Here is a 26,776-nt window from a genome sequence, read left to right on the forward strand (position 1 = left end):
CCCTATAAGTGAAACAAATTATTCCAAAAGCCGCCCGGGAGGCAACTCATGGCTCAAATCACTCATCCCTCGTCCTCCGCACGCGGCACGGTCGTGCGCATGCGCCCGGGCTGGCTGGCCGTGCGCTCGATGTCCTGGAAATTGGTGACCGCTACGCTGCTGGTCACCATTCTGGTCATGGGCCTGGCGGCCGGGGTAATGGCTTGGCAAAGCCGCCAAAGCGCTACCGCCAATGTCGAGCGGGAAATGCAGGCAGCGCTGGCCAATGCCGATGAATCCCTGCAGCTGGTGTTCACGACGGCAAGCCAGAGCGCCGCTTCGCTGATGCCCGTATTCGTGAAGACGCTGGGAGGAGAGCCCAAGCTGGACGGCACCACGGTGGCTACCGGCGCCGCAAGCGCCGCGCCGCGCCTGGTTGCCGGCGGCCAGACCATCAATGCCAACGATGCGGCACTGCAACATGTACACGACTTCACCAACGCCGACCCGGCCGTCATGCTCAAGACCGAAGGCGCCTGGATGCGCGCCGCCACCTTGCTGCGCGACGCCAAGGGCCAGCCGATTTTCGGCACCAAGCTCGCGCCCAACGACATCATGTCCAGGGCGCTGGATACTGGCAAGCCGGCAGAGGGACTGATCGATCGCTTTGGCAAGTGGTATGCCATGAGCACCAAGCCCTTGCTCGACGAGCACGGGAATATCTATGCCGGCCTGACCATGCGCGTCGACGTCAACGACCAGGTGCAGCGCCTGCTTGCCTGGGTCAACAAAGCCCGCGTGGCTGATTTCGGTACGCTGGCGGTGCTGCGGCCCTCCAACGACGGAAAGGCCTGGTCGTACCTGGCGGGCGACGGCATGAAGCCGGGCGAATCGTTGGACAAGGTCGTGCTGCCCGAGGTGCGCGCACTGATTACAGGCAGCGAGTCGGGTTCCGCCGAAGTCGACATGCGGGGCGACGGCCACACCGACTTCATCGCCTGGCGCCGCATCCCGCACTGGAACTGGCTGATGGTGGCACACGGCAAGAGCGCGGACTTCCTGGCCGCCAGCAACAAGGTGATTCACATCCAGCTGGCGATGCTGCTGGTCGGCGCGGTGCTGATTGCCGGCCTGGTGGGCTGGCTCGCCGCCAGCACGCTGCGGCCCATGCGCGGCGTCATCAACAGCATGATGCGCCTGGGCCAGGGCGACCTGAGCGAACCCCTGCCGGCAGTGCCCTCGACCTCGCGCAACGAGATCCACCGGCTTTTCGACAACCTGCGCCGCACCCAGGAAAACCTGGCCAAGGTCGTGCATGCCGTGCGCTCCGGGGTCGACGAGATCAACGTCGGCGCGCGCGAGATCGCCGCCGGCAACATCGATCTTTCATCGCGCACGGAACAGCAGGCCGCCTCGCTGGAAGAGACAGCCGCCTCAATGCAGGAATTCGCCTCGACGGTCAAGCACAATGCCGAGAACGCGCAGCAAGCCAACCAACTGGCCAACACGGCCTCGGGCGTGACGACCCGGGGCGGCGCGGCCGTGGCGACCGTGGTGGACACCATGTCGGCCATCTCGGCCAGCTCGCACAAGATCGCCGACATCGTCTCGGTGATCGAGGGCATCGCATTCCAGACCAATATCCTGGCCTTGAATGCCGCGGTGGAAGCGGCGCGCGCGGGCGAACAGGGCAAGGGCTTCGCGGTGGTGGCAGGCGAAGTGCGCACGCTGGCCCAGCGCAGCGCCCAGGCCGCCAAGGAAATCAAGCAGCTCATCCAGGACTCGGTGAACAAAGTCGAGGCCGGCGCCACGCAGGTCCAGCACGCGGGCGCAACCATGCAGGAAATCCTGACTTCGATCCGCCGCGTCACCGACATCATGAGCGAGATCTCCGGCGCCTCGAAGGAGCAGTCGCAAGGGATACAGCAAATGAGCCAGGCCATCTCGCAGATGGACGAAACCACCCAGCAGAATGCAGCGCTGGTGGAAGAGGCGGCGGCGGCGGCCGGCTCGCTGGAAAGCCAAGCCAACCGCCTGGCTCAAGCGGTATCGGTGTTCAAGCTCGACACCCGCACCCTGACCGTTCTGGAGAACGGCGTGGACGCAGCGCGGGAGCCGGCCCTGGCGCTGGCGCACGGCGCCGCGGTATAGCGCCTGCCGACACCGGAGGCCGCGGCAGGCAGGGCGGCGGACCCGGCGTGAGCGGGCTATATTGAGGCACAGCGGCGCGACTGCGCCGCCTGTCTCTTTACGCGCAGGAACCGCCGATGAAACGCAGAAATTTCCTCGTCCAAACCCTGGCCGGCAGCGCAGCGCTGCTGGCCCGCCCGGCCGCGGCGCAGCAAGCCGGCCACGCCATGCCCGGCATGGGGCAGATGCCCGGCATGAATCGCGCGCCCGCGGTGGTTCCCGTCGAACCGGCGCCCCCGCCGCCGCCGCCCGCCCCGCTCGCCGCGTCCGATGCCTTGCCGTCGGGCGCACCGCTGCCCGCCTTGTTCAAACTTCCCAACAGCGTGTCCAACACGGCTGCGCAACCGCGCCTGTTCCGTGCCGCGCTGGCCGCGCAGCCGACCACGCAGACGTTCATCGACGGCAAGGACACCGCCATGTGGCAATACACGGCGGGCGTGAACGAATCGCCGGACGGCATCGCCGGGCCGCTCATCGACGTGCGCGAAGGCGACAGAATTGAAATCCGCTTCGACAACCGCCTGCCGGAACCTTCGACCATACACTGGCATGGCCTGCCCGTGCCGCCGGACCAGGACGGCAATCCGCAGGACTTCGTCGTCCCGGGCGCCGCGCGCATCTACCAGTTCACCCTGCCGCACGGTTGCGCCGGCACCTATTGGTACCACCCGCATCCACACATGCAAACCGCCGAGCAAGTATTCCGCGGCCTGGCCGGCCCCATCATCGTGCGGGCTGCCAACGATCCGCTGGCCACCTGGCCCGAAAAGCACCTGTTCTTCACCGATCTGCGCCTGGACATCGACGGCAACATCCCGCCCAACGGCCTGCTAGATTGGATGAACGGCCGCGAAGGCCAATACGTGCTGGTCAACGGCGCCCTGCGGCCGCAAATCACGGTGGACGGCGACCAGCGCTGGCGCATCTGGAACGCCTGCAACGCCCGCTACCTCAAGCTGGCATTCAGCGATCACCGCGCCTTCACACAGGTCGGCACCGACGGCGGCCTGCTCAAGCGTCCCATTCCGGGCATCAGAACGCTGCTGTTGCCGCCGGGCGCGCGCGCCGAGATCATCGTTCAGGCAGGCGCTGCAAATTCGCAGGCCGCGCTGCTGGCCCTGGCCTACAACCGCGGCAAGATGAGCCTGTCAGGCAAGGTACCGCCCGAAACCGACCACGTGCTGGCGCAGGTGCAGTTCGCCCCCTCGGCGGACGGCGCGCGCGCCCTGCCCGCCTGGCTGCGCGCCATCGAGCCGCTGGGCAAGCCCGTCGATCAAAAGACCGTGATGATGACCGAGCAGATGGACATGCGGCACATGCATGCCCAGGGTCCGATGGGCCTGCCCGGCGGCATGCGCTTTCTGATCAACAACCAGAGCTTCGATCCCAACCGCATCAATATGACGAGCCAGCGCAACGAGGTGGAAACCTGGGCCGTGCAGAACTTCACCGGTATGGACCACCCCTTCCACCTGCACGGCACGCAGTTCCAGGTGCTCGACCGCACCTACGAAGGCAAGACCGTGCCCGAACCCTTTCTCGCCTGGCGCGACACGGTCAACCTGCGCCCCAGCGAAGTCGTGCGCATCGCCACCGTGCAGCGCATGGCGGGGCTGCGCATGTTCCACTGCCATATCCTGGAGCACGAGGACCTGGGGATGATGGGCGTGCTGCAGGTCGAGTGAAGTACCCGACTGCTGCGTCAGCGATACTGCAGGCGCATGAAGCTGGCCACACTGGCCAGCCCCGCGAACAAGGCGCCCAGCCAAAGAGCCGCCAGCGCGCCGTATGCGCTGGACACATGCAGACAAGCGGCCACCATGGCCGCGCCGCAGGACTGGCCCAGCAGCCGCACCGTCCCCACCATCCCGCTGGCCCCGCCGCTGCGCTCGACCGGGGCCGACGTCATGATGGCGCGGATGTTGGGCGACTGGAAAAAGCCGAAACCCGCGCCGCAAAGCATCATGCGCCAAAGGATGTCCGGCACCGAGGGCTGATGCGGCAGCAAGGCCAGCGAGACCATGCCCAGGCACAGCAGGGCCAGGCCCACGCCGCCCAGCATCCCCGATGAATAGCGGTCGGACAGGCGGCCGGCGATGGGCGCGGCCAGCGCGACGACCACCGACCAGGGCGTAATGAGAAAACCCGTTTCGATCTGCGTATAGCCCAGCACCTGCTGAAATAAAAAGGGCAAAGACACGAAAGCCAGCGCCTGCGTGGCGAACGAACATACGCCCGTCAGCGCCGACAGCGCGAACACCGGCAGCCGCAGCAGGTCGACCGCCAAAATCGGCGCCGTCATGCCCGACTGACGGCGCAACAGCAGCACCAGAAATGCCAGGGTCAGCACGAACTCGCCGGCCACCCGGCCCCACCCCTGCGCATGGGCAGCTTCGTTGAGCGTAAAGATCAGCAATGCGAAGAACGCCGAACATAGCAGCCCGGCGGCATAGTCGAAAGACGCTCTGCCGCGCGGCGTGGCGGGCAGCGAACGCAGCCCCAGGTATACCGCCAATATGCCCGTGGGCACGTTGACCCAGAACAGCCAGTGCCAGCTCGCCAGGGAGAGGATCAGCGAAGCGATCGTCGGCCCCGAGGCAAACGAAATGCCCACGACCAGTGCGTTGATGCCGGCTGCCCGGCCCATCTGGTTCGAGGGATAGACGAAACGCAGCATGGCGGCGTTGACCGACATCACCGCGGCGGCGCCAAAACCTTGCAGTACCCGCGCAACGACCAGCCACTCCAGCGAGGACGACAGGCCGCAGAACAGCGAAGCGAGGGTGAAGATGACCAATCCCGACATGATCACGCGCCGATGGCCGACGATTTCGCCCAGCCCGGCCAGGGGCAACAGGCAGGCGGCCATGATCAGCTGATAGGCGCTGACGATCCACACCGACATCGACTCGGTCGTGGCGAGATCGTGCGCCATGGTGGGCAGCGCCGTGTTCGCAATGGCCGTATCCAGGCTGGACATGCACACGCCCAGCATCAGCGACAGCATCGCGCTCAATCGCTCGGCGGCGGGAACCCCCTCTCCTGCGGGATAGACCTGGGTACGTGCAAAACGCAGCGACATGGCAAAGAATCGAGGGCGGAACAAGGTTCGCGGCAGAACCCCGTAGCCGTGCTGCCCGGGGCATATTACTCTTGGCCGAGCCTGGGACGCGTGCTTACCGGATTTTCTCGAAAAGCCGATATGGCCAGCCGCATCGACCCTTCTCGAAGGGAATGCGGCGGCGCAAATAGCAAACGCCGCTTACACGGCGTTGGAGATGGGCGCCCATCAAGTGGCATTGCACTTGCCCGATGTATGGCGCTCTGTGGCAGCGCCCGCGACTTATTCGTCAAACGGACTACGCCGCGTGCGCCAGTTCGGGCTTACATACTACCGGGCTTACATGCCTGACTTATACCGCCTTAACCAGAGTATCGAATCGACCAGAAAAACTGGTCGGAGCGAGAGGATTCGAACCTCCGACTCCTGCGTCCCGAACGCAGTACTCTACCAGGCTGAGCTACGCTCCGATTGCTCTGGGAAAGACAGGATTTCAGCGGTCACGATCAACCGCGAAAGCACAAAATTCTAGCAGAGATTCACGACAAACGGAAACCGGCCAATTGACCAGCGCCTCGCGGGCCAGTTTGGCCTCGGCGCGGGCAGCGGCCAGGGTATGGTCGAGCGCGTCGGTCGCCTGGATGGCGGCGGCCACCGCCGCAAAGTCGGCATCGCCGGTACGAATGGCCTCGCGCACGAGGTTCTGCTGCGCCGGCGTGCCCACCTGCATCACCCGAATGAGCGGCAAGGTGGGCTTGCCTTCGCGCAGGTCGTCGCCCACGTTCTTGCCCAGGGCCTGGGCATCGCCGCTGTAGTCGAGCACGTCGTCGACCAGTTGGAAGGCGGTTCCCACATGACGGCCGTAAGCCGCGGCGGACTCCTGCTGCGCGGGCGTGCCGCCGGCCAGCACGGCGCCCACCTGGGCGGCCGCCTCGAACAGCTTGGCCGTCTTGTAGCGCACCACCTGCAGGTAACGCTCCTGCGATACCTCGGGGTCGTGCACATTGAGCAGCTGCAACACCTCGCCCTCGGCGATGACCGTGGTGGCCTCGGACAGGATGCGCATGATGCGCATGTCGTCGGCCTCGACCATCATTTCGAACGAGCGCGAATAGAGGTAATCGCCCACCAGCACGCTGGCGGCGTTGCCGAATACGGCGTTGGCCGTATCACGCCCGCGGCGCATGTCGGATTCGTCGACCACGTCGTCGTGCAGCAGCGTGGCGGTGTGGATGAACTCGACCACGGCGGCCATGAGATGGTGGTGGCTGCCCTGGTAGCCCAGCGCCCGCGCCACCATCAACACCATGGCCGGCCGCATGCGCTTGCCGCCCGCCCCGATGATGTAGTCGCCGATCGTGCGGATTAGCACCACGTCAGAATTGAGCCGCGCGCGGATGACCGCGTCGACAGCCTTCATGTCATCGGCGATGGGAGCAATGATCTCGGGGAGGTTCAAGTCGTATCCGGTACGAAGCATGCCGCGCCGCACGCGGGCCGAACGGACCCGCGCCGGGACGTCGGCGGGAATTCGTCGCGATTATACGGGGTGGGGCCATCCGTCCCCAAACTTGGAGGCTAAATCCTTGCCCTGATTGAGCTTTTTGACTTTTCCACAGCCTCTAGCTAGAATGGCGGGCTCGGGTTCTCTTTTGCTCTAAAGGGCGCGAAGCGCAAGTGCGCGCAAAGCAGGCGCAGTCCCCGAGGCTCTTTTATTCAATCAAGGAATCCCCCATGTACGCGGTCGTAAAAACCGGTGGCAAGCAGTATCGCGTTGCCGCTGGCGAAAAACTCAAGGTAGAACAGATACCGGCTGACATCGGGCAAGAAATCACCCTGGACCAGGTTCTGTCCGTGGGCGAAGGCGACCAACTGAAAGTTGGCACTCCGCTCGTGGCCGGCGCCGTGGTAAAGGCTACGGTTCTTGCGCACGGTCGCCACGACAAGGTCACGATCTTCAAGATGCGCCGTCGCAAGCACTATCAAAAGCATCAAGGCCACCGTCAGAACTACACCGAGATCCGCATCGAAGCCATCACGGCTTGATGTAATCGGTATTTAGCAGGAGCTAAACATGGCACAGAAAAAAGGCGGCGGCTCGACTCGTAACGGCCGCGACTCGGAATCGAAGCGACTGGGCGTGAAGGTGTACGGCAGCCAGGAAATCCTGGCCGGCGGCATCATCGTGCGCCAGCGCGGCACGCGCGTCCATCCCGGCGTGAACGTCGGCATGGGCAAGGACCACACCCTGTACGCGCTGGTCGACGGCAAGGTGCTGTTTGGCGTCAAGGGCGCTCTGAACAAGCAGATCGTCTCGGTCGTCGCAGCCGAATAAGGTCCAGGGCGGCATGCCGCCCCGATGAAAGCCCTGCCATAATCAAGGCAGGGCTTTTTGTTTTACGTGCGTCGTATTAAAAGACGCAAGGCTGTTCGTGGCCCTGAGTCCCGCAGGCCGGGCCGGGCGACTTAAGAGTCGGGGCAGTCCCGAAGGGACTTTGGGCGCCTAAGGCGGCGCCCAAACCCGACTCTTCGGAGCCGGCCCGGCCTGCGGGACTCAGGGCCACGAACAGCCGCCTCAAGAACCCAAACACAACAAATCCACCACCATGAAATTCGTCGACGAAGCCACCATTGAAGTCCTTGCCGGCAAAGGCGGCAACGGCGTGTCGAGCTTTCGCCGCGAAAAGTTCATCCCCAAGGGCGGCCCTGACGGCGGCGATGGCGGGCGCGGCGGCAGCATCTATGCCGTGGCAGACCGCAACATCAACACCCTGGTGGACTTCCGTTTCGCGCGCATGCACCGCGCCAAGAACGGCGAAAACGGCCGCGGCTCGGACATGTACGGCGCCGCCGCCCCCGACATCACCCTGCGCGTGCCCGTGGGCACCATCGTGCACGACGCCGACAGCGGCGAAGTTCTCTTCGACCTGGCGCGCCACAACCAAAAAGTGACGCTGGCCGCCGGCGGTCAGGGCGGCCTGGGCAACCTGCACTTCAAGTCCAGCGTGAACCGCGCGCCCAAGCAATGGACGCCCGGCAAAGAAGGCGAACAGCGCCGCCTGCGCCTGGAACTGAAAGTGCTGGCCGATGTGGGCCTGCTGGGCATGCCCAACGCGGGCAAATCCACCCTCATCAGCCGCATTTCCAATGCGCGCCCCAAGATCGCCGACTACCCCTTCACCACGCTGCACCCCAATCTGGGCGTGGTGCGCACCTCGCCCGAGCGCAGCTTCGTCGTGGCCGACATTCCCGGCCTGATCGAAGGCGCGTCCGAAGGCGCCGGCCTGGGCCACCTGTTCCTGCGCCACCTGGCACGCACCCGCGTGCTGCTGCACCTGGTCGACATCTCCAGTCCCGACCCCGAATTCGACGCCATCGCCGCCGCCGTGCAGGATGCGCGCTCGATCGTCGAAGAACTGCGCCGCTACGACCCCGAGCTGGCCGCCAAGCCGCGCTGGCTGGTATTGAACAAGCTCGACATGGTGAGCGACCCGCAGGCCGCGCAGGACCGTTTCTGCCAGGAATTCGGCTGGGATGGCCCGGTTCACGCAGTCTCGGCCCTGAACGGCTCGGGCACCCAGGACCTGATATGGGCCCTGCAGGATTACCTCGACGACGCCCGCCGCAAGGAACAGGACGAGCAGGACAAGCAGGACGGCACCTATGTGTTCGAAGACCCGCGCTTTGACACCACGCGCAGCGACGCGGACACCCGGCCGCCCGGTGGTGACGAATAAGCCATAATCCTGCGCTGGGTTTGCCGGCCCTCCCAGCCGGTTCCGCATCACACGCTTCACGGTCAATCATCATGACTGGCTCGCATAACGCCGTTTCCGTCATCGCCTCGTCCACGCGCCTGGTGGCCAAGGTAGGTTCTTCCCTGGTCACCAACGAAGGCCGTGGCCTGGACCGCCAAGCAGTGGCCCACTGGGCCGCTCAGATCGCAACGCTGCGCCAGCAGGGCCGTCAGGTGGTGTTGGTGTCCTCCGGCGCCATCGCCGAAGGCATGGCGCGCCTGGGCTGGCTCAAGCGCCCCACCTCCATGCACGAACTGCAAGCCGCAGCGGCCGTGGGGCAGATGGGCCTGTGCCAGGCCTATGAAGCGGCCTTCGCGGCGCACGGTCTGCGCACCGCACAGGTGCTGCTCACCCACGAAGACATGGCCGACCGCAGCCGCTACCTGAACGCGCGCTCGACGCTGTTCGCGCTGCTGCGCCTGGGCGTGGTGCCCATCGTCAACGAAAACGACACGGTGGTCACCGACGAAATCAAATTGGGCGACAACGATACGCTGGGCGCCCTGGTCACCAACCTGATCGAAGCCGACGCGCTGGTCATCCTCACCGATCAGCGCGGTCTGTACAGCGCCGATCCGCGCAAGGACCCGGACGCGGCGTTCATCTCGCACGGCCGGGCCGGCGACCTGGCGCTGCAAGCCATGGCGGGCGGGGCCGGAAGCGGCATCGGCAAGGGAGGCATGCTGACCAAGGTTCTGGCGGCCAAGCGCGCCGCACGCAGCGGCGCCCACACGGTGATCGCGTCGGGACGCGAACACAACGTACTGACGCGCCTGGCCCAGGGCGAATGCATCGGCACCGAATTGCAGGCGTCAATGGCGGTGTGGTCGGCGCGTAAACAGTGGCTGGCCGATCATCTGCACACGCGCGGCCGCGTGATGCTCGATGCAGGCGCGATACGCGCCCTGCTCCAGGACGGCAAAAGCCTGCTGCCCATCGGAGTGACCGAGGTGCAGGGCGATTTCGAGCGCGGCGACGTGGTCGCCTGCCTGGATACGGGCGGACGCGAATGCGCGCGCGGCATCATCAACTATTCGTCGGCCGACGCGCGGCGCATCATGCGCCAGCCCTCGTCGAAAATCGCCGAAATCCTCGGCGACATGACCGACCCCGAACTCATGCACCGCGACAACCTGATCTTGCTCTGAAGCATCGGTCCGGGGCAACCGTGCCGATCGCTGCCGGCCGGCACCATCGTGCTACTGGGCCTTCCTTTCCGTCGTTTCTTCCTTGGGTTTGACGACGGATTTGGGCTTGATCTGGTGCTTGGGCTCTACCTTGTGACGGAGCTCGATCCTGTGCTTGGGTTCGATCCTGTGCTTGGGTTCGGCCCTGTGCTTGGGTTCGACCCTGTGCTTGGGTTCGACCCTGCGCTTGGGTTCGGCCCTGTGCTTGGGTTCGACCCTGCGCTTGGGTTCGATCTTGCGCCGGGACTCGACTTTGTGTTCAGGCTTTGATTCAGGCTTCGGAGCGGGCTTGAACTTGAGCCCGGGAGGCTGGTCGCCGCGTATGCGGGCCGCCAGGCTGGCGGCGCCCAGCGCGCTGGGCACGCCGAACGCCAGCACGCCGTGATTCAAGGGTTCGCCGATCACCGGCGCCGCCTCCACCCTGCCGTTGATGATCAGCACCAGGCGCTTGCCCTTGCTCTTGGCGCTAATGTCGGCGAGCTTGCTCGCACCCGACTTGGTAAAGCGCACCCCGATGAAGTGCCGGCCCTGCTTGTCGACCAGATCATGGGCCTGGGTAATGTCCTCGCCTTTGAGCACGGGTTCGCGCTGCAGATAGAGGCGGGTTCCATCGATCATTTTCACCGCCGTCAGATCCGGGGCGGAATGCGTATCGCCGATGAAGAACGTCGCGGGGCTGTTCGTGACGGGCGTAAGCGCGGGAACGGCCGTAGGAGCCTGGCTACTGGGCGCCGCCGGCGCGGCACCCGGTTCGGATTGCCCGGGGGCCAGGGCTGCCGGCTCCATCGGGGGAATGACCGGGCTGTCGGGGTTCTGCGGCGCGACCTGGCAACCTGCCAGCGCCAGCATCAAGGCGCCCAGCAGAGGAGCGAACGAGCGTAGATTCAAAAGCATGGCGCGTTCCGAAAATCCTTGTGGCGAAACCTTGAAGTTTACCGGCTCGCGGGCGCGGGCGTCAGCGCGATACGCACCCTGTTTGTAATGGCGCGCAACGGCAATTTGCGGGAAGGTTTTATACTGGGGTCTGACTTTTGACGCAGGGGTACTCGCCGCAGGATAAATCCGGCGGCGTGTTGAGACAGTCCCTTCGCACCAGTACGGATAATGCCGATGCTGGGAGCGTATTCCATCCGCTTCGCGCAAGGTACTACCACAGGCGCGCATCAGGCCGGAATCCATTCCCGCTCGGCTCCATAACGCAGCAACACGTCCCGCAAGGCGTGCCCCCCCCTGGAGCCCACATGAACGCCAATCCCCAATTCCTGGCCGCCACCGCCGAAGTGGACGCCGCCGCCGTCGCGCCGCTGCCCATGTCGCGCAAGGTGTATGAGACCGGTTCGCGTCCCGATATCCGCGTGCCCTTTCGCGAGATCGAGCAGGCCGACACGCCCACCATGTTCGGTGGTGAAAAGAACCCGCCGCTCACCGTTTACGACTGCAGCGGCCCCTACACCGACCCCGCGGCGCAGATCGACATCCGCAAGGGGCTGCCCGAGCTGCGCCGCGCGTGGATCGAAGAACGCAACGACACCGAACTGCTGAGCGGCCCGACCAGCGACTACGGCCGCGAGCGCCTGGCCGACCCCAAGCTGACCGCCATGCGCTTTGACCTGCAACGCCCGCCGCGCCGCGCCAAGGCCGGCGCCAACGTCTCGCAGATGCACTACGCGCGCCACGGCATCGTCACCCCGGAAATGGAATTCGTCGCGATCCGCGAAAACCTGCGCCGCGAGCAATACATCGAAAGCCTGCGCGCCCTCGGTCCAGAAGGCGAGAAGATGGCCAGGCGCCTCTTGCGCCAGCACCCCGGTCAATCTTTCGGTGCATCCCTGCCCAACGCGATCACACCCGAATTCGTGCGCGACGAAGTCGCCCGCGGCCGCGCCATCATTCCGGCCAACATCAACCACCCGGAAATCGAGCCCATGGCCATCGGCCGCAATTTCCTGGTCAAGATCAACGCCAACATCGGCAACTCGGCCGTGAGCTCGGGCATCGCCGAAGAAGTGGAAAAGATGACCTGGGCCATTCGCTGGGGCGGCGACACGGTGATGGATCTTTCCACCGGCAAGCACATCCACGAAACGCGCGAGTGGATCATCCGCAACTCGCCCGTGCCCATCGGCACCGTGCCCATCTACCAGGCGCTGGAAAAAGTCGACGGCAAAGCCGAGGAACTGACCTGGGAAATCTTCCGCGACACGCTGATCGAGCAGGCCGAGCAGGGCGTGGACTACTTCACCATCCATGCCGGCGTGCGCCTGCCCTTCATTCCCATGACGGCCGACCGCATGACGGGCATCGTCTCGCGCGGCGGTTCGATCATGGCCAAATGGTGCCTGGCGCATCACAAGGAAAGCTTCCTGTACGAGCGCTTCGAGGACATCTGCGAGATCATGAAGGCCTACGACGTGAGCTTCTCGCTGGGCGACGGCCTGCGTCCGGGCTCGAGCTATGACGCCAATGACGAAGCGCAATTCGCCGAACTCAAGACGCTGGGCGAACTGACGCAGGTCGCCTGGAAGCACGACGTGCAGGTGATGATCGAAGGACCGGGCCACGTGCCCATGCAGATGATCAAGGAGAACATGGAGCTTCAGCTGAAGCACTGCGACGAGGCGCCCTTCTACACGCTCGGGCCGCTGACCACCGACATCGCCCCGGGCTACGATCACATCACGTCCGGCATCGGCGCGGCGCTGATCGGCTGGTACGGCACGGCAATGCTGTGCTATGTCACGCCCAAGGAGCACCTGGGCCTGCCCAACAAGAAGGACGTGAAAGACGGCATCATCACCTACAAGATCGCAGCGCATGCGGCCGACCTCGCCAAGGGCCATCCGGGCGCGGCCATCCGCGATAACGCGCTGTCCAAGGCGCGCTTTGAGTTCCGCTGGGACGACCAGTTCAACCTGGGCCTGGATCCGGACACCGCCAAGGACTTTCACGACGAGACCCTGCCCAAGGACTCGATGAAGGTGGCGCACTTTTGCTCGATGTGCGGCCCGCACTTTTGCTCGATGAAAATCACGCAGGACGTGCGCGACTACGCGGCCTCCCAGGGCCTGGCCGAGAAGGATGCCTTGAACCAGGGCATGCAGGAAAAAGCGATCGAGTTCGTCAAGAAGGGATCGGAGATCTATCACCAGGCGTGATCGACGCCTGGGTGAAGTCTCCCGCCAGCGCCGCCGGCGCGCATTCGCGCATCAGATCGATGAACCGGCGCAGGCGCGCCGGCAGAAAGCGCGCCTGCGGATAGATCAGAGACACCGGCAGCGCCGACACGTCCCACTGCGGCGCCAGGTGTATCAGCCTTCCCGCAGCCAAGTCGTCGGCGATCAGCCAGGACGAGATCACGGCCGCTCCCAAACCCTGCATCATGGCATTGCGCAAGGCGAAGACGTTGTCCACATACAGGCGCGGCTGGATATCCAGCGCCTGAACTTCGTCCGTCTGGCAATGCGTCAACTGCACACCGCTGCGGTAGAAAGTGCGCAGCGCCAGCCAGGGCAGGCGCGCCAGGTCCGCCGCGTCCCGGGGGATGGGCGCATCCCCCAGCAGGGCCGGCGCGGCCACCACCGAGCGCGGCACCTGGCCCAGAGGCAGGGCCACCATGGACGAGTCCTGGACCGCGCCGACGCGAATCGCGCAATCGACGCCTTCCGCAATGAAATCCGGCTGCCGATCGTGCAGCAGCCATTCCACCCGCACCTTGGGATAACGCCGCAGGTAGGACGCCAGCGGTCCGATCAGCTGCTGCTGGCCGAAGGCGTGAGGCGCCACGACCCGCAGCAGACCGACGGGTTCTTCGCTGTCGCCGCGCACGTCGCTTTCGAACACCTGCCAGGTCGAGATCAGATCCTTGGCGCGCTCGTAGCAGCGCCTGCCGTCCTCGGTGAGCTTCATGGCATGGGTCGAACGCTGCAACAGGCGCACACCCAGCGCACGCTCCAGCGCCTGCAGCCGGCGGCTGATCGTGGGCTGAGTATTTCCGAGCTGCTCGGCCGCCGCCGACAGGCTGCCCGCCTCGACGATACGTACGAAGGTTTCGATGAGCTGCATACGGTCGGCGCCGCCGGCCAGGTTCACCGCGTCATTTATCATACGTTTATCGTATAACCAATTTGCGTTTTATGCCTCTACAAAACCCAATTGACCTCCTGGACAATGCACCATCTTCTGGATATTTAACGATTTTCAAGGAGTTTTTCATGTCCACCGCATCAAATTTACATGCGCATGACGCATCACAATCCGATATTTCCCGTGGCATGGTGCTATTGCTGGCCCTGGGTGCAGGCCTGGGCGTGGCGTCCATCTACTACTGCCAACCCCTGCTGGGCATCCTCGGCGCGGATCTGCACGCCAGCGATCAGGCCCTGGGCTGGATTCCCACGCTGACCCAGTTGGGCTACGCCTTCGGCACCCTGCTCCTGGCTCCGCTGGGCGACCGTCACGACCGCCGGCGCGTCATCCTGGTCAAGGCGCTGCTGCTGGCCGCCGCGCTGCTCGCCTCCAGCCTGGCGCCCTCGCTGCCGCTGATGCTGGTCTCCAGTTTCGCCCTCGGCCTGGTGGCCACCGTCGCGCAGGACATCGTACCGGCCGCCGCCACGCTGGCCCCCCCGGCACGGCGCGGGCACATCGTCGGCAGCGTCATGACCGGGCTGCTGTTGGGCATCCTGCTGTCGCGCGTGGCCAGCGGCTTTATCGCCGAATACCTCGGCTGGCGCGCCATGTTCGGCCTGGCCGCCCTCGCTGTCCTGGCAATGGCCGCGGCCATGTGGCGCAAGCTGCCGCACTTTGCGGTCACCGCGCAAATGTCCTACGGCCGGCTGCTGGCTTCGCTGCTTACGCTCTGGAAGCAATATCCGGCGCTGCGCCAGGCCACCTTGGCCCAGGGCCTGCTCTGCGTCGCGTTCAGCGCATTCTGGTCCACCCTGGCCGTCATGCTGCACGATGCCCCCTTCAACCTGGGAGCCAGCGCCGCCGGCGCCTTCGGCCTGGCGGGCGCCGCGGGTGCGCTGGCCGCCCCCATCGCCGGCCGCATCGCCGACCGGCACGGCCCCGAACCCGTCACGCGGCTGGGCGCCGGCCTGACGGTCCTGGCCTTCATCGGTCTGTTCCTGGGCAGCGGACTCCCACCTCATGCCGCCCTCTGGGCGCTGGGTATCGGCGCCATCGTCTTCGACCTGGGCATACAGAGCGCTCTGATTTCGCACCAGAGCATCGTCTTCGGCCTGGATCACGCCTCCCGCAGCCGACTCAACGCCGTGCTGCTCACAGGCATGTTCATCGGCATGTCGCTGGGATCCGCGCTGGGCAATGCCGTGCTGGCGCACTGGCATTGGCAAGGCGTCACCCTGCTGGCCGCGGTCGCCGCCCTGGGCGCATTGGCGCTGCGCCTGCGGCGCGGGACGACCGTCAAGCTCACATCGATTCAACTATAGAATCCCTCTGGCCAGACCACGCCCCTCGCGTATGACGCCCTTCAGCACGCCGGGTGCTCGCCACTGCGGGACGAACAAGGACTTGGCGTCAGCGGCCAGGCCGCCTTGGCTGCCGCGGCGCCGGCAAGACGGTCGGCAATCACGATTTCCAGGGCCTGAGGATCAAGTCCACCCGGCGCAAGAACCTGCTCATCAGTCCACGAGGACGACGGGAGCGATCAACTGCGAAACCTTGATGGCCGTGGGCGCTCCCACCGCTCAGATTCTCGATAGCCAGGCCAAGACCACGACGCTCATCCGCGCCATCGCACCGCGGACCCGCCGCAAGGCAAGCCTCTGTACAGGGGCTTGCCTGCAGGCCCATGCAGGGCTGCCCGACGGGCATCGCGCGCGACCTTGTCGTGTATCACCGCAAAAGCGCAGGACAGTTGCAGTTCTCCACGAGACTGGCATTGGAGTCCCGGCCTGGACGCTTTCGCGATGCCCTCGCTTATGCCCGCACACATCTGGGTGAGCGTCTGTCAGTCGAACTAGTTGGCAGAGGTGGCGAACATTAGTCCGCGCCAGTTCGTAGCGGAAACGGGGGAAACTCCGGCGCACGCCGCCGAGCGCATGCGCCCGGTATGCATTCGAATCTACGGGCAATCTCCGCAGGCATTGCGCCGCCGCGGTCAGGCTCGTATTAGCGCGGGGCCTGAAATCAGACATACCCCCAAACCAGGATTGCATTGGATGCCAATCCCCTTGCCTTGACTAAGAGACAACTGCATTGCGATGCCCGCAAACTGAACATGCGGGATCGCGCCGGAACTTGACGGTGTGCCATTGCATCGTCAGCGCGTCCAGTTGCAGCAGACGCCCCACCAGCGGCTCGCCCAGGCCCATCAGCACCTTCATCGCCTCGGCCGCCTGCATGCTGCCGACGATGCCGACCAGCGGCGCGAAAACGCCCGTGGTCGCGCAGCGGATTTCGTCGGCCTCGTCGGCCTCGTCGGGAAACAGACAGTGATAGCAAGGCGCGTCGTCGCGGCGCAGGTCGTAGACGCTGATTTGGCCATCGAAGCGGATGGCCGCGCCGGATACCAGCGGTTTGCGGTGGTGCATGCACGCGCGGTTGATCGCGTGACGGGTCGCGAAATTGTCCGAGCAGTCGAGCACGATGTCGGCCGCGGCGACCGCCTCGTCCAGGGCATCGCCCTGCAAACGCGCGACGCGGGCATCGATCCGGGTTTCGGGGTTGAACGCGGCCAGCATGTCGCGGCCCGATTCGGCCTTGGGCCGGCCCAGGCTGGCCGTGGTGTGCAGGATCTGGCGCTGGAGGTTGCTGAGCTCGACCTTGTCGTCATCAGCCAGGGTAATGCGGCCTACGCCGGCCGTAGCCAGGTAGAGGGCAGCGGGCGACCCCAGGCCGCCCGCACCGATCACCAGCGCATGCGCGGCAAGCAGTTTTTCCTGCCCTTCGATGCCGAGTTCGTCGAGCAGGATATGGCGGGCATAGCGCAGCAGTTGCTGGTCGTTCATGAGGTATTCGTAAAACTAAGAGGCCCAGTCGGTGACTGGGCCTCTTGGACGATTACTTGGCCGGTTCCGTCGAGGCCGGCACCAGTATCGGGGCCGATTCGGGCACGACGCCCGTGGGCGTGATCTTCATCCGCTGCGCGCCCTTGGTGTCGACGGGCTTGACGGCGGCGCTGGCCGCTTGCGTGTCGTTCTTGCCGGCGGACAACACGCCCGGAATGACAGGCTTGCCTTCCAGCAGGTTTTCGGCCTGCTGCAGCTGGAAGTCGTCCTTGCTGCCGAATTCGAAGATCTTGGTCGCAGGCAGCAGCGCGGTCGACGATTCGTCGCCCTTGATCTCGTTCACGGTCTGCGTATTGCTCAGGTGATGCTGCAGATCGGCCTCGCGCGGCAGGCGGAACAGATCGCCCTGCGCGGTGTCGGACACGACATAGTCGGGCGTGATGCCGATGTTCTGGATGGAGCGGTCCTTGGGCGTGTAGTAGCGCGAGGTGGTGAGCTTGATGGCGGTGTCCTGCGAGAGCGGCAGGATGACCTGCACCGAACCCTTGCCGAAACTGCGGTTGCCCATGAGCTTGGCGCGCTTGTAGTCCTGCAGCGCACCGGCCACGATTTCGGAGGCCGAGGCCGAGCCGATATTGATCAGCACCACCATGGGCACCGTCTTGGCCCAACTCGGCACGTCATCCAGGTAGTTGCCTTCGCCGCGTGCGTATTCGCCGGGCACGGCCAGGTACTTGTGGCTGGCGTCGGGCGCGCGACCCTTGGTGGAAACAATCAGCGAGTCCGGCGGCAGGAAGGCTCCGGCAGTGCCGATGGCGCTGGTCAGCAAGCCACCCGGATCGTTGCGCAGGTCCAGGATAAGGCCCTTTGGCGCGCCCTTGGCCCCGAGTTGCTTCAGGTTCTTGATCAGATCAAGGCCGGTGCGCTCCTGGAACTGCGCGATGCGCACATAGGCGATGCCGCCGGGGAGCATCTTGCTGCGCACGCTCTTGACCTTGATGATCTCGCGCACGATCTTGATGACGATGGGCTGCGGCTGGTCGGCGCGCATGACGGTCAGCGTGACCGGCGTATTGGGTGCGCCGCGCATGAGCTTGACCGCATCGTTCAGGGACATGCCCTTGGTAGGCTTGTCGTTGATCTTGACGATGAGATCGCCCGCCAGGATGCCCGCGCGCGCGGCCGGCGTGCCCTCGATGGGCGAGATCACCTTGACAAAGCCGCTGTCGGCGCCGACCTCGATGCCCAGGCCGCCGAACTCGCCCTGGGTGGTGCTCTGCATGTCGCGGTAGTCCTGGGCATCCAGGTAGGCCGAATGCGGGTCTAGGTTGTTCACCATGCCCGCGATGGCGTTGTCGATCAGCTTCTTGTCGCTGACCGGCTCGACGTAGTTGTCCTTGATGGCCGCGAACACGCTGCTGAGCTGGCGCAGCTCGCCCAAGGGCAGCGGCGCGGTGGCCTTCTGCGCGAAGGCGGTGATGCCCACGCTTAACAGAATGCCTGCCACGGCCCCCGTGGCGATCAGTCCGGCGCCACGCCATTTGCGGCGCGCGGGTTCAATGCGGGAGTCTTGACCGAGGGATGCTTCGTTGCGCTTGCTGGTGCTCATGCACACTTCCTGAGTTGCGGCCCGAGGCCTACTGGGCCAGCCATTGCGCCGGGTCGACCGGCCTGCCTTGGTAGCGGATTTCGAAGTATAGGCCCGATTCCACCTGCCCGCCCGTGGAACCCACCGTGGCAATCTGGTCTCCGGCGGAAACCGGATCGCCCACGTGTTTGAGCAGGCTCTGGTTGTAGCCGTAGACCGTCATGTAGTGCTGGCCGTTGTCGATAATCATAAGATTGCCGAAACCGCGCAGCCAGTCGGCATAGACCACCACGCCGGCGGCGACCGACCTGACCGGCGTACCCGCGGGGGCGCGCAGCACGATGCCGCGCCATACCCCGCCGTCGGGCCGCCCCAGGCCGAAACGGCCCTGGGGCACGCCGCCGGCCACCGGCATCATCAGGCCATGCTTGAGGCCGGTGCCGGTGACGTGGGGGCCATGGACAGGCGACTCGGTGTCGTCCTGCTCGCCGCCGCCCTGCTGGGCAACGGCGGCAGGCTGTCTGGAGGGCTGCTGGGGCGGCAGCGCTTCGGGAGCCTGCTGTGTGTGCGGCTGGGCCGGCTGCAGCAGCGAGGGCGGCGTCAGGCGCGGCGTGCTCGATTCGGTCAACCGGGGCTGTAAACCGCCGGGATTGTCCTGGGCTGCGTTGCTGTTGGAGGGCGTGGCGGCGGCCGCGCGGCGCGCCTGCTCGGCTGCCCGCTGCGCCTGCCTGGCCTGCTGCGCCTTGCGCGCGATCTCGGCCTGGCGGGCCTGCTCGGCCTGCCGCACCAGTTCCGCCTTGCGTGCCAGTTCCGCCTTGCGTGCCTGCTCGGCCCGACGCGCCTCCTGGGCCGCCTGACGGGCCATGGCGACCTGCAAGTCGTCAATCAGGTGCGTCATGCGCTGGTCATCCCGGCCCAGCTTGCCGGCCTCGGCGCGCTGAGTGTGGAGCTGGACCTCGATGCGCGCCTTCTGCTCGGCCAGCAGCTTGTTTTTCTGGGCGGCGGTTTCACTGGCCACGCGCGCGAGCTCGGCGCGGCGGTTGGCAGCCGACGATTGCAGCTGGGCCATGCGGTCGAGTTCGGCGCGCAGCGCGGCTAGCGCCTGCGCGCGCGCCTTGGAAACGAAATCCAGGTAGCCCAGGTTGCGGCCCAGTTGCTGCGGGTCGCCGCCCGACAGCAAGGCGGCCCAGGGCGACAGGCCGCTGGCGTACTCGGCGCGCAACTGGCGGGCCAGTTCCTCGCGGCGCTGGGCCAGCACGATCTGCTCGGCCGTGATCTGCTTCTCGATATTGGCCAGGTCGGTTTGCGCGCGGCGCTGGGCCAGACCCAGGTCGCGCAGTTGCAGGTCGATGCGGGATATGGCGGTTTCCGATGCGCGCAGCGCATCGGCGGCGTCCTTGCGGTCCGCCTCCCGGGCATCGATAGCTTTCTGCAAGACGCTGATACGCTCGCGCAGGGAGGCTTGGCGCTGTTCTGCCTGGGTCTGCTGCCTGGCCAGGTCGGCGGACGGCGCCGCGCACGCCGAGGCAGCGGCCAACATCAGCGCCGCCGCCCACGTAAATCCTGCCATCCGGCGCATCGTCGCCCGTCCGCTTATTTCTTGGCCTTGCCCTGCGCGGCCACCGCGGCCATGGCCGCCTCGATTTGCGCAGAGTCGCCCAGATAATAATGGCGTATGGGTTTGAGATCCTCGTCCAGTTCGTAAACCTGTGGCTGGCCGGTGGGAATGTTCAGGCCGACAATATCGTCCTCGGACATATTGTCCAGGTACTTGATAAGCGCGCGCAGGCTGTTGCCGTGGGCGGCGACCAGCACCTTGCGGCCTGAGCGGATGGCCGGAGCGATGGAATCGTTCCAGAAGGGCAGCACGCGCGCCACGGTGTCCTTCAGGCACTCGGTGTCGGGCAGTTCGCCGGCCGGCACGCGGGCATAGCGCGGGTCGAACCGCGCATGGCGCGGATCGTCCTGAGCCAGGGGTTCGGGCGCGATCGCGTAGGCGCGGCGCCAGACGAGCACTTGCTCGTCGCCGAACTTGGCCGCGGTTTCGGCCTTGTTCAGGCCCTGCAGGGCGCCGTAATGGCGCTCGTTCAGGCGCCAGGTATTGCCCACCGGGGTGTACATGGCATCCATGGCGTCGAGCACGATCCAGAGGGTGCGGATGGCGCGCTTGAGCACCGAGGTGAAGGCCAGGTCGAAGGAATAGCCTTCTTTCTTGAGCAGCAGGCCTGCCTGGCGGGCCTGTTCGCGACCCACATCGGTAAGATCGACGTCGGTCCAGCCGGTAAAGCGGTTTTCAAGGTTCCATTGGCTTTCGCCATGGCGCATCAGAACAAGTTTGTACATAGTAGGAGCCGCGCCGGACGCGGGAATCGTGTGGAATTCGGATGAAATAACCAAGTCTTTAGAATCGGTAACACTCTCATTTTATAATTGACTGCTTTGCCCGGGCATCTTTCGCCGGGCGCATACGTAACCAAATCCAGGAAAGCCTTCCGTGAACGTCGTGGACCTTCTGCACTTCCTGCTCGACAAGAGCAATATTTTCTTTGTCATCATCGCCGCTGTCTCGGGCGCGATGCTGGCCTTTCCGAACCTGCGCAACGGCCGCGCAAGCGGCGGGCTAAGCACGTCCGAGGCCATCCAGATGAGCAACCAGCAGCAAGCGGTATGGGTCGACGTGCGCCCCGCCGAGCAGTTCCAGGCCGGCCACATCGCCCAGGCGCGCAGCCTGCCGGCCGCCGACGTCGAGCAGAAAATCTCCAGTCTGCCCAAGAACAAGCCGCTCATCCTGGTGTGCGAGCAGGGCCGGGACGCATCGCGCATCGCCGCGCGCCTGCGCGCCCAGGGCTATGCAGACGCCAAGGCGCTGCAGGGCGGCATGAAAGCCTGGTTCTCGGCCGGCCTGCCCGTAACGCAAAAAAGCTGATTTCCCCGCAGGAAAAATCATGCAAAAAGTCGTCATGTACAGCACGGACTACTGCCCCTATTGCCAGCGCGCCGAGGCGCTGCTCAAGGCGCGCGGCGTGACCGACCTGGAGAAGATCCGCGTCGACCACGACCCCTCCCAGCGTCAGGCCATGATCGAGCGAACCGGCCGCCGTACCGTGCCGCAGATTTATATCGGCGCGACCCACGTCGGCGGCTGCGACGACCTGGTCGCCCTGGACCGCCGGGACGGCTTGCTGCCCCTGCTCAACGGCTGAAACTCACTTCCTCTTTTCCTCGCCCCACACATCAACGGAACTTTCATGGCCGACGATCAAAACACCCAGCAAGAATCCGATGCTCCTGCCTTCAACATGCAGCGCGTCTACCTGAAGGACCTCTCGCTGGAAATGCCCAACGCGCCGCACGTCTTCCTGGAGCAGGAAACGCCCCAGGTCGAAGTCAGCGTCAATGTCGGCGGCCAGCGTCTGGCCGAGACGGTGTTCGAATCGACCGTCACCGCCACTGTCACCACCCGCGTCGACGGCAAGGTGCTCTACCTGGTCGAAGCCACCCAGGCCGCCATCTTCGAACTGGCCAACATTCCGGTCGAACAGATGGACCCCATCCTGGGCATCGTATGCCCGACCATGGTCTATCCGTACCTGCGCGCCAACGTGGCCGACGCCATCACACGCACTTCGCTGCCGCCGCTGCACCTGGCCGAGGTGAACTTCCAGGCGCTGTACGAGCAGCAGATCGCCCAGCTTGAACAGCAGCAGGGCGAATCCGCCAACGGCAACGACTCGGGCATCATCCTGCCGCCGGGCGCCACGCGCCAATAAGCAGCCGCTGCCATCATGAACACGCCCGCCGCCTTGCGCGTTGCCGTGCTGGGCGCGGGCAGCTGGGGCACGGCGCTGGCCGCCGCGGCGGCACGGCGCCATTCCACCCTGCTCTGGGCGCGCGACGCTGCACTGGCGCAAGCCATGGCCCAGGCGCATGAAAACCACCGCTACCTGCCCGGTGTCCCCTTGCCCGAGGCGCTCGCCGTCGGCAGCGACCTGGACGCCGCGCTGGCGTTTTTGCAGGGCGATCCGGCCCGCTCACTGATCATCCTGGGCGTGCCGGTGGCGGGCCTGGACCCGATTTGCCGCATGCTGGCCCAACGCCTGCCGGCACTGGGGATGGCCGGCGTGCCCATCGTCTGGACCTGCAAGGGCTTCGAAGAAGGCACCTCGCGCCTGCCGCATGAAATCGCCCGAGCCGCTTTGCCCGCCGGATGGCGCGGCGGCGTACTCTCGGGGCCTTCGTTCGCCCGTGAAGTGGCGCAGGGCCTACCCGTGGCGCTGACCATCGCCAGCCGCGAATCGTCCGTGCGCGAAGCGACGATCGCGGCCCTACATGGCGGACCGATGCGCGTGTACGCCAGCGGCGACGTCGTCGGCGTGGAAGCGGGCGGCGCGCTCAAGAACATCATCGCCGTGGCCTGCGGCATTGCCGACGGCCTGCACCTGGGCACCAACGCCCGCGCGGCGCTGATCACGCGCGGCCTGGCCGAGATCGCCCGTTTCGGCCAGGCGCTGGGCGCACAGGTCGAAACCTTCTCGGGCCTCACCGGCCTGGGCGACCTGGTGCTGACAGCCACGGGCGACCTTTCCCGCAATCGCCGCGTAGGCCTGGAAATCGGCGCGGGCCGCTCCCTGGGCGACATCCTGGCCGGCGGCATGACCGCCGAAGGCGTGCGCTGCGCGCGCGCCGTGCTCGCGCGGGCGCGCCAGCTGCATGTGGAACTGCCCATCACCGAAGCCGTATGCGCGGTGTTGTTCGACGGCGTGGCTCCGGTCACGGCCGTATCGTCGCTGCTGGCGCGCGAAGCGCGGCAGGAATCCTGAAACAGGCCCGAGGCCGAACAGGAGTAAATTAGGTTTATTGCATTGCGTGCCTTGCGCGCGCGGCCGGTTGGGCATCCATGCCGGCAGGAGTCATGATATGAATACCCCCACGCTCACTGCGTTCGCCGCCCCCCGAGGGGGCTTGCGCCTCCTGCGGGCGGCCGTGCGGAGGCTGACATGAAATCCATCACCGTCAAAACCGCCGCGCTGGCGCTTGTCGTCAGTCTGGGCGCGGCCTGCGGCACCGCCAATGCCTGGGGCGGCCGAGGCTACTACCATCACGGCGGCGGTTTCTTCATCGGCGCGGCCTTGGGCCTGGCCGCCGCGGGTACCGTCATGGCGTTGAGCCCGCCGACCTACGCCTACCCAAGTCCGACCTACGCCTACCCAAGTCCCTACTATGCCGCACCGCCCGTGGTCTACTCCACGCCTCAGGTCGTCTATTCCTCGGTGCCCATGATGACCTATTCCATGCCGCCTGTCGTGGCCATGCCGCCCCAAGCCGTGGCGGACTCGACCGACGTGATCGCCTATCCCCTGCACGGCCAGAGCGCGGCGCAGCAGGCCAGCGACCGCACCGCCTGCGAACACTGGGCCTCCGGCCAAAGCGGCTACGACCCCGCTCAGGCTTCGCAATGGACCACCAGCGCGCAGACCTCTTCGTACTCGCGCGCCATCGGCGCCTGCCTGAAGGGCCACGGCTACAGCATCAATTGACGGCCGGCGTTACAGCCCGCCTGGGTAGCCTTGCTGGCGCCAGGCCTCGAATACCGTCACCGCCACCGCGTTGGAAAGATTCAGGCTGCGCTGGCCGGCCCGCATGGGCAGGCGCAGGCGCTGCGGCATGTCGAACAAGGCCAGGTGCTCGGCAGACAGACCTGCCGTCTCGCGGCCGAACACGAACACGTCCCCCGCCTGGAAAGCCACTTCGCCCACGTGCCGTTCGGCGCGCGTCGTCATGGCAAAGATGCGCGGCGCGGACGCGCCCGTCGCCTGCAAGGCCAGCGGCAGGCTGTCGTGTACCTGCACGGGTTGCCATTCGTGATAGTCCAGCCCGGCGCGGCGCAGCTTGGCGTCATCCAGATCGAAGCCCAGGGGCCGCACCAGATGCAGCTGCGCGCCGGTATTGGCGCAAAGGCGTATGGCATTGCCCGTGTTAGGCGGTATTTCGGGGCAGACGAGAATGACATGGAACATGCCGCCATTATCTCAAAGTGGCTTGGGCGTGCGCGCCGCCACCCACACGGTGACGCTGGCCGCACCCGCGGCCAGCAAGGCCCGCGCCGCCGCGTCGGCCGTGCTGCCGGTGGTCATCACGTCGTCCACGAGCGCGACGCGCAGGCCGTCGAGCCGCTGCGCGCAGACATAGGCATCGAGCGCGGCCGCCTCGCGATCGGGCCGCGCCAGGCTGGCCTGGCGCGCAACGCCTTCATGGCGCCGCCGTAAAACGCCGCGCAGCAGGCGCAACTGCAGGCGCAGAGCGACGCCTCGCGCCAATTCGCCGGCCGGATTGAACCCGCGCTGGCGCAGGGAAGCGCGGCTGGCCGGGACCGGCACGACGACATCGATGGGAAGGCGCTCCGCGTCCGGTCCTGCGCTTGCGGCCGGATCGGCTCGATCGGCCGACCCGGCCGCGCGGCCCGCATGGACCGTGCGCACGGCCTGGACCAGCGACTGCGCCAGGGCGCTGGATACGATATGGCGACGCGCCCCCTTATAGCGCTTGATCAGCGCATCGAAAGGGTCCGCATAATCGAATGCGGCCACGGCATGCGCGAAGGCTGGCGGGTGTAGGGCGCACTCGACGCACAGGCCGCCGCGCCGGCCGGCCTGCGTCGCACCCAGGCGCAGCGCGCAGCGCGGGCATCGCCGCGCCGTCGCCTGTTCGAGTACGGCCTGCGCGCAGGCGGCGCAGAGCAGGCCCGCGCGGGCCGCGCCGTCGCAAGCGGGGCAGCTCGAACCCACGCCCGCCAGCAAGCTGCGCACGAAACGAGGCAAGCCGCGCCGCACGGCCGCCCAGGCTGCAACGCACGAATGCGGGATAATGCGGGCAAGCGCCGCGCAGACCTTGCCGCACGCCATGAGCCGGCCCCCCCCTGAAGTCACCCGGCCCGCATCACACCATGTCCATCGCCGAACCGCCAGGCCAGGCGCGATAGAAATGTCCCTGCCCGATACACCGCCCACCCTGCCTCTTTCTCCCGCGCACGTGCGGCGCCAGTTCGCCCGCCGCGGCGACCTGTCCGAGGCGCAGTTCATCTACGGCGAGGTCGCCCGACGCATGCTGGGGCGGCTGGCCTATATCCGCCTGGACCCCGCGCTGATGCTCGATGCGGGCTGCGGCGCGGGCGACAACCTCGCACTGCTGCGCGAACGCTATCCGCAAGCCGGCTACATCGGCCTGGATCACTGCGAACCCTTGCTGGCGCATGCGCGCCGCCGCTTCCAGCCGAACGGCATGAGCGCCTGGCTGGGTCAATTGATCGGAAGGGAAAAAAAGGCCTCGCTGCGGTACGTCCAGGCCGACCTGGCCGACACCGGCCTGGAACCCGAGTCGCTGGATCTGGTCTGGTCCAATCTGGCCCTGCATTGGCACCCCGAGCCGCACGCCGCCCTGGCCGAATGGCGCCGCGTGCTGCGCGTGAACGGACTGGCCATGTTCTCCTGCCTGGGTCCGGGCACGCTGCGCGAATTGCGCCAGGCGCTGGACAACGCAGGCCTGCGCACCGCCACGCCCGGCTTTGTGGACATGCACGATTTCGGCGACTTGCTGATCGAGAACGGCTATACCGATCCGGTGATGGACCAGGAAACACTCACACTGACCTATGAAACGCCCGGCAAGCTGCTGGCCGATGTATGGGCATTGGGCGGCAACCCCGCCACCGGCCGGCGCGCCGGCCTGACCGGCCGCGCCTGGCGCGATCGCCTATGCGCGGCGCTGAACGCCCAACGCGGCCCGGACGGGCGCATCGCGCTGAGCATCGAAGTGGCCTACGGCCACGCCTGGCGCGCCGCGGCGCGGCGCAGCGCGGGCGGCGAGACGCACATATCGCTCGATGCCATCGGCGGGCGGCGGGCGAAGTAGGCAGCAGTCCTTGCCGAGCGCATAGGCCTGCACGACAGCGCGTGCGAACCGGAAAGCCTTGCATATCGAAGACCATGCACGTCAAGATCGACAGGACG

Annotated in this window: 24 protein-coding genes, 1 tRNA gene and 1 riboswitch; of the genes, 14 read left to right on the top strand and 11 right to left on the bottom strand. The window is 66.1% G+C overall.

Annotated features, from left to right (window positions below; translation table 11 throughout):
• Positions 1–48: 48 nt before the first annotated feature.
• Positions 49–2,130, top strand: coding sequence for a methyl-accepting chemotaxis protein (locus tag H143_RS23115; protein ID WP_019937141.1), 2,082 nt, complete (start codon positions 49–51; stop codon positions 2,128–2,130).
• A gap of 116 nt (positions 2,131–2,246) precedes the next feature.
• Positions 2,247–3,854 (top strand): multicopper oxidase family protein, encoded by a 1,608-nt coding sequence (locus H143_RS0105030; protein WP_019937142.1) that lies wholly within the window; start codon positions 2,247–2,249, stop codon positions 3,852–3,854.
• Between the two features lie 17 nt (positions 3,855–3,871).
• Here H143_RS0105030 and H143_RS0105035 read toward each other — a convergent pair whose 3' ends face one another.
• The 3 genes from H143_RS0105035 to H143_RS0105045 form a co-directional block, all read right to left on the bottom strand.
• On the bottom strand, positions 3,872–5,251 hold the full coding sequence (locus H143_RS0105035) for an MFS transporter (protein ID WP_033365378.1): 1,380 nt from the start codon (positions 5,249–5,251) through the stop codon (positions 3,872–3,874).
• Positions 5,252–5,623: 372 nt separating this feature from the next.
• Positions 5,624–5,700 (bottom strand) — tRNA-Pro (locus H143_RS0105040).
• Positions 5,701–5,723: 23 nt separating this feature from the next.
• Positions 5,724–6,689, bottom strand: a complete 966-nt coding sequence (locus tag H143_RS0105045) for a polyprenyl synthetase family protein (protein ID WP_019937144.1) — start codon at positions 6,687–6,689, stop codon at positions 5,724–5,726.
• A 275-nt stretch (positions 6,690–6,964) separates the two neighbouring features.
• Here H143_RS0105045 and rplU point away from each other — a divergent pair, with 275 nt between their 5' ends.
• From rplU to proB, 4 genes are all read left to right on the top strand, one after another.
• Entirely contained in the window at positions 6,965–7,276 is a 312-nt protein-coding gene (rplU, locus tag H143_RS0105050) for a 50S ribosomal protein L21 (RefSeq protein ID WP_019937145.1), read from the top strand.
• Between the two features lie 28 nt (positions 7,277–7,304).
• Positions 7,305–7,565, top strand: coding sequence for a 50S ribosomal protein L27 (gene rpmA, locus H143_RS0105055; protein WP_019937146.1), 261 nt, complete (start codon positions 7,305–7,307; stop codon positions 7,563–7,565).
• Positions 7,566–7,836: 271 nt separating this feature from the next.
• Positions 7,837–8,967, top strand: a complete 1,131-nt coding sequence (obgE, locus tag H143_RS0105060; protein ID WP_019937147.1) for a GTPase ObgE — start codon at positions 7,837–7,839, stop codon at positions 8,965–8,967.
• 71 nt (positions 8,968–9,038) lie between these two features.
• Complete coding sequence (proB, locus tag H143_RS0105065) at positions 9,039–10,175, top strand: glutamate 5-kinase (RefSeq protein ID WP_019937148.1); 1,137 nt, start codon at positions 9,039–9,041, stop codon at positions 10,173–10,175.
• A 51-nt stretch (positions 10,176–10,226) separates the two neighbouring features.
• Here proB and H143_RS19980 read toward each other — a convergent pair whose 3' ends face one another.
• Complete coding sequence (locus H143_RS19980) at positions 10,227–11,108, bottom strand: hypothetical protein (RefSeq protein WP_019937149.1); 882 nt, start codon at positions 11,106–11,108, stop codon at positions 10,227–10,229.
• A 134-nt stretch (positions 11,109–11,242) separates the two neighbouring features.
• Positions 11,243–11,350: riboswitch (TPP riboswitch) on the top strand.
• 105 nt (positions 11,351–11,455) lie between these two features.
• Here H143_RS19980 and thiC point away from each other — a divergent pair.
• Positions 11,456–13,369, top strand: a complete 1,914-nt coding sequence (gene thiC, locus H143_RS0105075) for a phosphomethylpyrimidine synthase ThiC (protein ID WP_019937150.1) — start codon at positions 11,456–11,458, stop codon at positions 13,367–13,369.
• Here the strand turns inward: thiC and H143_RS0105080 are convergent.
• Positions 13,335–14,318, bottom strand: a complete 984-nt coding sequence (locus tag H143_RS0105080) for a LysR family transcriptional regulator (protein WP_019937151.1) — start codon at positions 14,316–14,318, stop codon at positions 13,335–13,337. The two genes, thiC and H143_RS0105080, sit on opposite strands and share 35 nt — an antisense overlap.
• A gap of 107 nt (positions 14,319–14,425) precedes the next feature.
• Here H143_RS0105080 and H143_RS0105085 point away from each other — a divergent pair, with 107 nt between their 5' ends.
• The gene (locus H143_RS0105085; RefSeq protein WP_026349740.1) at positions 14,426–15,661 is read left to right on the top strand and encodes an MFS transporter; all 1,236 of its coding nucleotides are present in this window, start codon (positions 14,426–14,428) and stop codon (positions 15,659–15,661) included.
• Between the two features lie 753 nt (positions 15,662–16,414).
• On the opposite strand, the gene H143_RS0105090 is transcribed toward H143_RS0105085, so the two are convergent.
• Genes H143_RS0105090 through gpmA form a run of 4 tightly spaced genes read right to left on the bottom strand, consistent with a single transcriptional unit; the run spans position 16,415 to position 21,113 of the window.
• Positions 16,415–17,182 (bottom strand): molybdopterin-synthase adenylyltransferase MoeB, encoded by a 768-nt coding sequence (locus H143_RS0105090; protein WP_019937153.1) that lies wholly within the window; start codon positions 17,180–17,182, stop codon positions 16,415–16,417.
• A 52-nt stretch (positions 17,183–17,234) separates the two neighbouring features.
• On the bottom strand, positions 17,235–18,791 hold the full coding sequence (locus H143_RS19985; RefSeq protein WP_019937154.1) for a S41 family peptidase: 1,557 nt from the start codon (positions 18,789–18,791) through the stop codon (positions 17,235–17,237).
• 28 nt (positions 18,792–18,819) lie between these two features.
• Positions 18,820–20,340, bottom strand: a complete 1,521-nt coding sequence (locus tag H143_RS0105100; protein ID WP_019937155.1) for a peptidoglycan DD-metalloendopeptidase family protein — start codon at positions 20,338–20,340, stop codon at positions 18,820–18,822.
• A gap of 23 nt (positions 20,341–20,363) precedes the next feature.
• On the bottom strand, positions 20,364–21,113 hold the full coding sequence (gene gpmA, locus H143_RS0105105) for a 2,3-diphosphoglycerate-dependent phosphoglycerate mutase (protein WP_019937156.1): 750 nt from the start codon (positions 21,111–21,113) through the stop codon (positions 20,364–20,366).
• A 160-nt stretch (positions 21,114–21,273) separates the two neighbouring features.
• Between gpmA and H143_RS0105110 the strand changes: the two genes are divergently transcribed.
• The 5 genes from H143_RS0105110 to H143_RS21565 all read left to right on the top strand — a co-directional run bounded on the left by H143_RS0105110 (position 21,274) and on the right by H143_RS21565 (position 24,307).
• Entirely contained in the window at positions 21,274–21,696 is a 423-nt protein-coding gene (locus H143_RS0105110) for a rhodanese-like domain-containing protein (RefSeq protein WP_026349742.1), read from the top strand.
• A gap of 19 nt (positions 21,697–21,715) precedes the next feature.
• The gene (gene grxC / locus H143_RS0105115) at positions 21,716–21,973 is read left to right on the top strand and encodes a glutaredoxin 3 (RefSeq protein ID WP_019937158.1); all 258 of its coding nucleotides are present in this window, start codon (positions 21,716–21,718) and stop codon (positions 21,971–21,973) included.
• A gap of 45 nt (positions 21,974–22,018) precedes the next feature.
• Positions 22,019–22,540, top strand: coding sequence for a protein-export chaperone SecB (gene secB, locus H143_RS0105120; protein ID WP_019937159.1), 522 nt, complete (start codon positions 22,019–22,021; stop codon positions 22,538–22,540).
• 15 nt (positions 22,541–22,555) lie between these two features.
• Positions 22,556–23,590, top strand: a complete 1,035-nt coding sequence (locus H143_RS0105125) for an NAD(P)H-dependent glycerol-3-phosphate dehydrogenase (RefSeq protein WP_019937160.1) — start codon at positions 22,556–22,558, stop codon at positions 23,588–23,590.
• 177 nt (positions 23,591–23,767) lie between these two features.
• Complete coding sequence (locus H143_RS21565; protein ID WP_019937161.1) at positions 23,768–24,307, top strand: hypothetical protein; 540 nt, start codon at positions 23,768–23,770, stop codon at positions 24,305–24,307.
• A 9-nt stretch (positions 24,308–24,316) separates the two neighbouring features.
• On the opposite strand, the gene H143_RS0105135 is transcribed toward H143_RS21565, so the two are convergent.
• Complete coding sequence (locus H143_RS0105135; protein ID WP_019937162.1) at positions 24,317–24,787, bottom strand: tRNA (cytidine(34)-2'-O)-methyltransferase; 471 nt, start codon at positions 24,785–24,787, stop codon at positions 24,317–24,319.
• 12 nt (positions 24,788–24,799) lie between these two features.
• Positions 24,800–25,672, bottom strand: a complete 873-nt coding sequence (locus H143_RS0105140) for a ComF family protein (protein WP_019937163.1) — start codon at positions 25,670–25,672, stop codon at positions 24,800–24,802.
• Positions 25,673–25,751: 79 nt separating this feature from the next.
• Here H143_RS0105140 and H143_RS0105145 point away from each other — a divergent pair, with 79 nt between their 5' ends.
• Positions 25,752–26,678: a methyltransferase domain-containing protein gene (locus H143_RS0105145; protein WP_019937164.1), complete on the top strand. Its 927-nt coding sequence runs from the start codon at positions 25,752–25,754 to the stop codon at positions 26,676–26,678.
• Positions 26,679–26,776 lie beyond the last annotated feature (98 nt).

The sequence above is a fragment of the Bordetella sp. FB-8 genome, from assembly GCF_000382185.1.
Lineage (GTDB): Bacteria > Pseudomonadota > Gammaproteobacteria > Burkholderiales > Burkholderiaceae_B > Bordetella.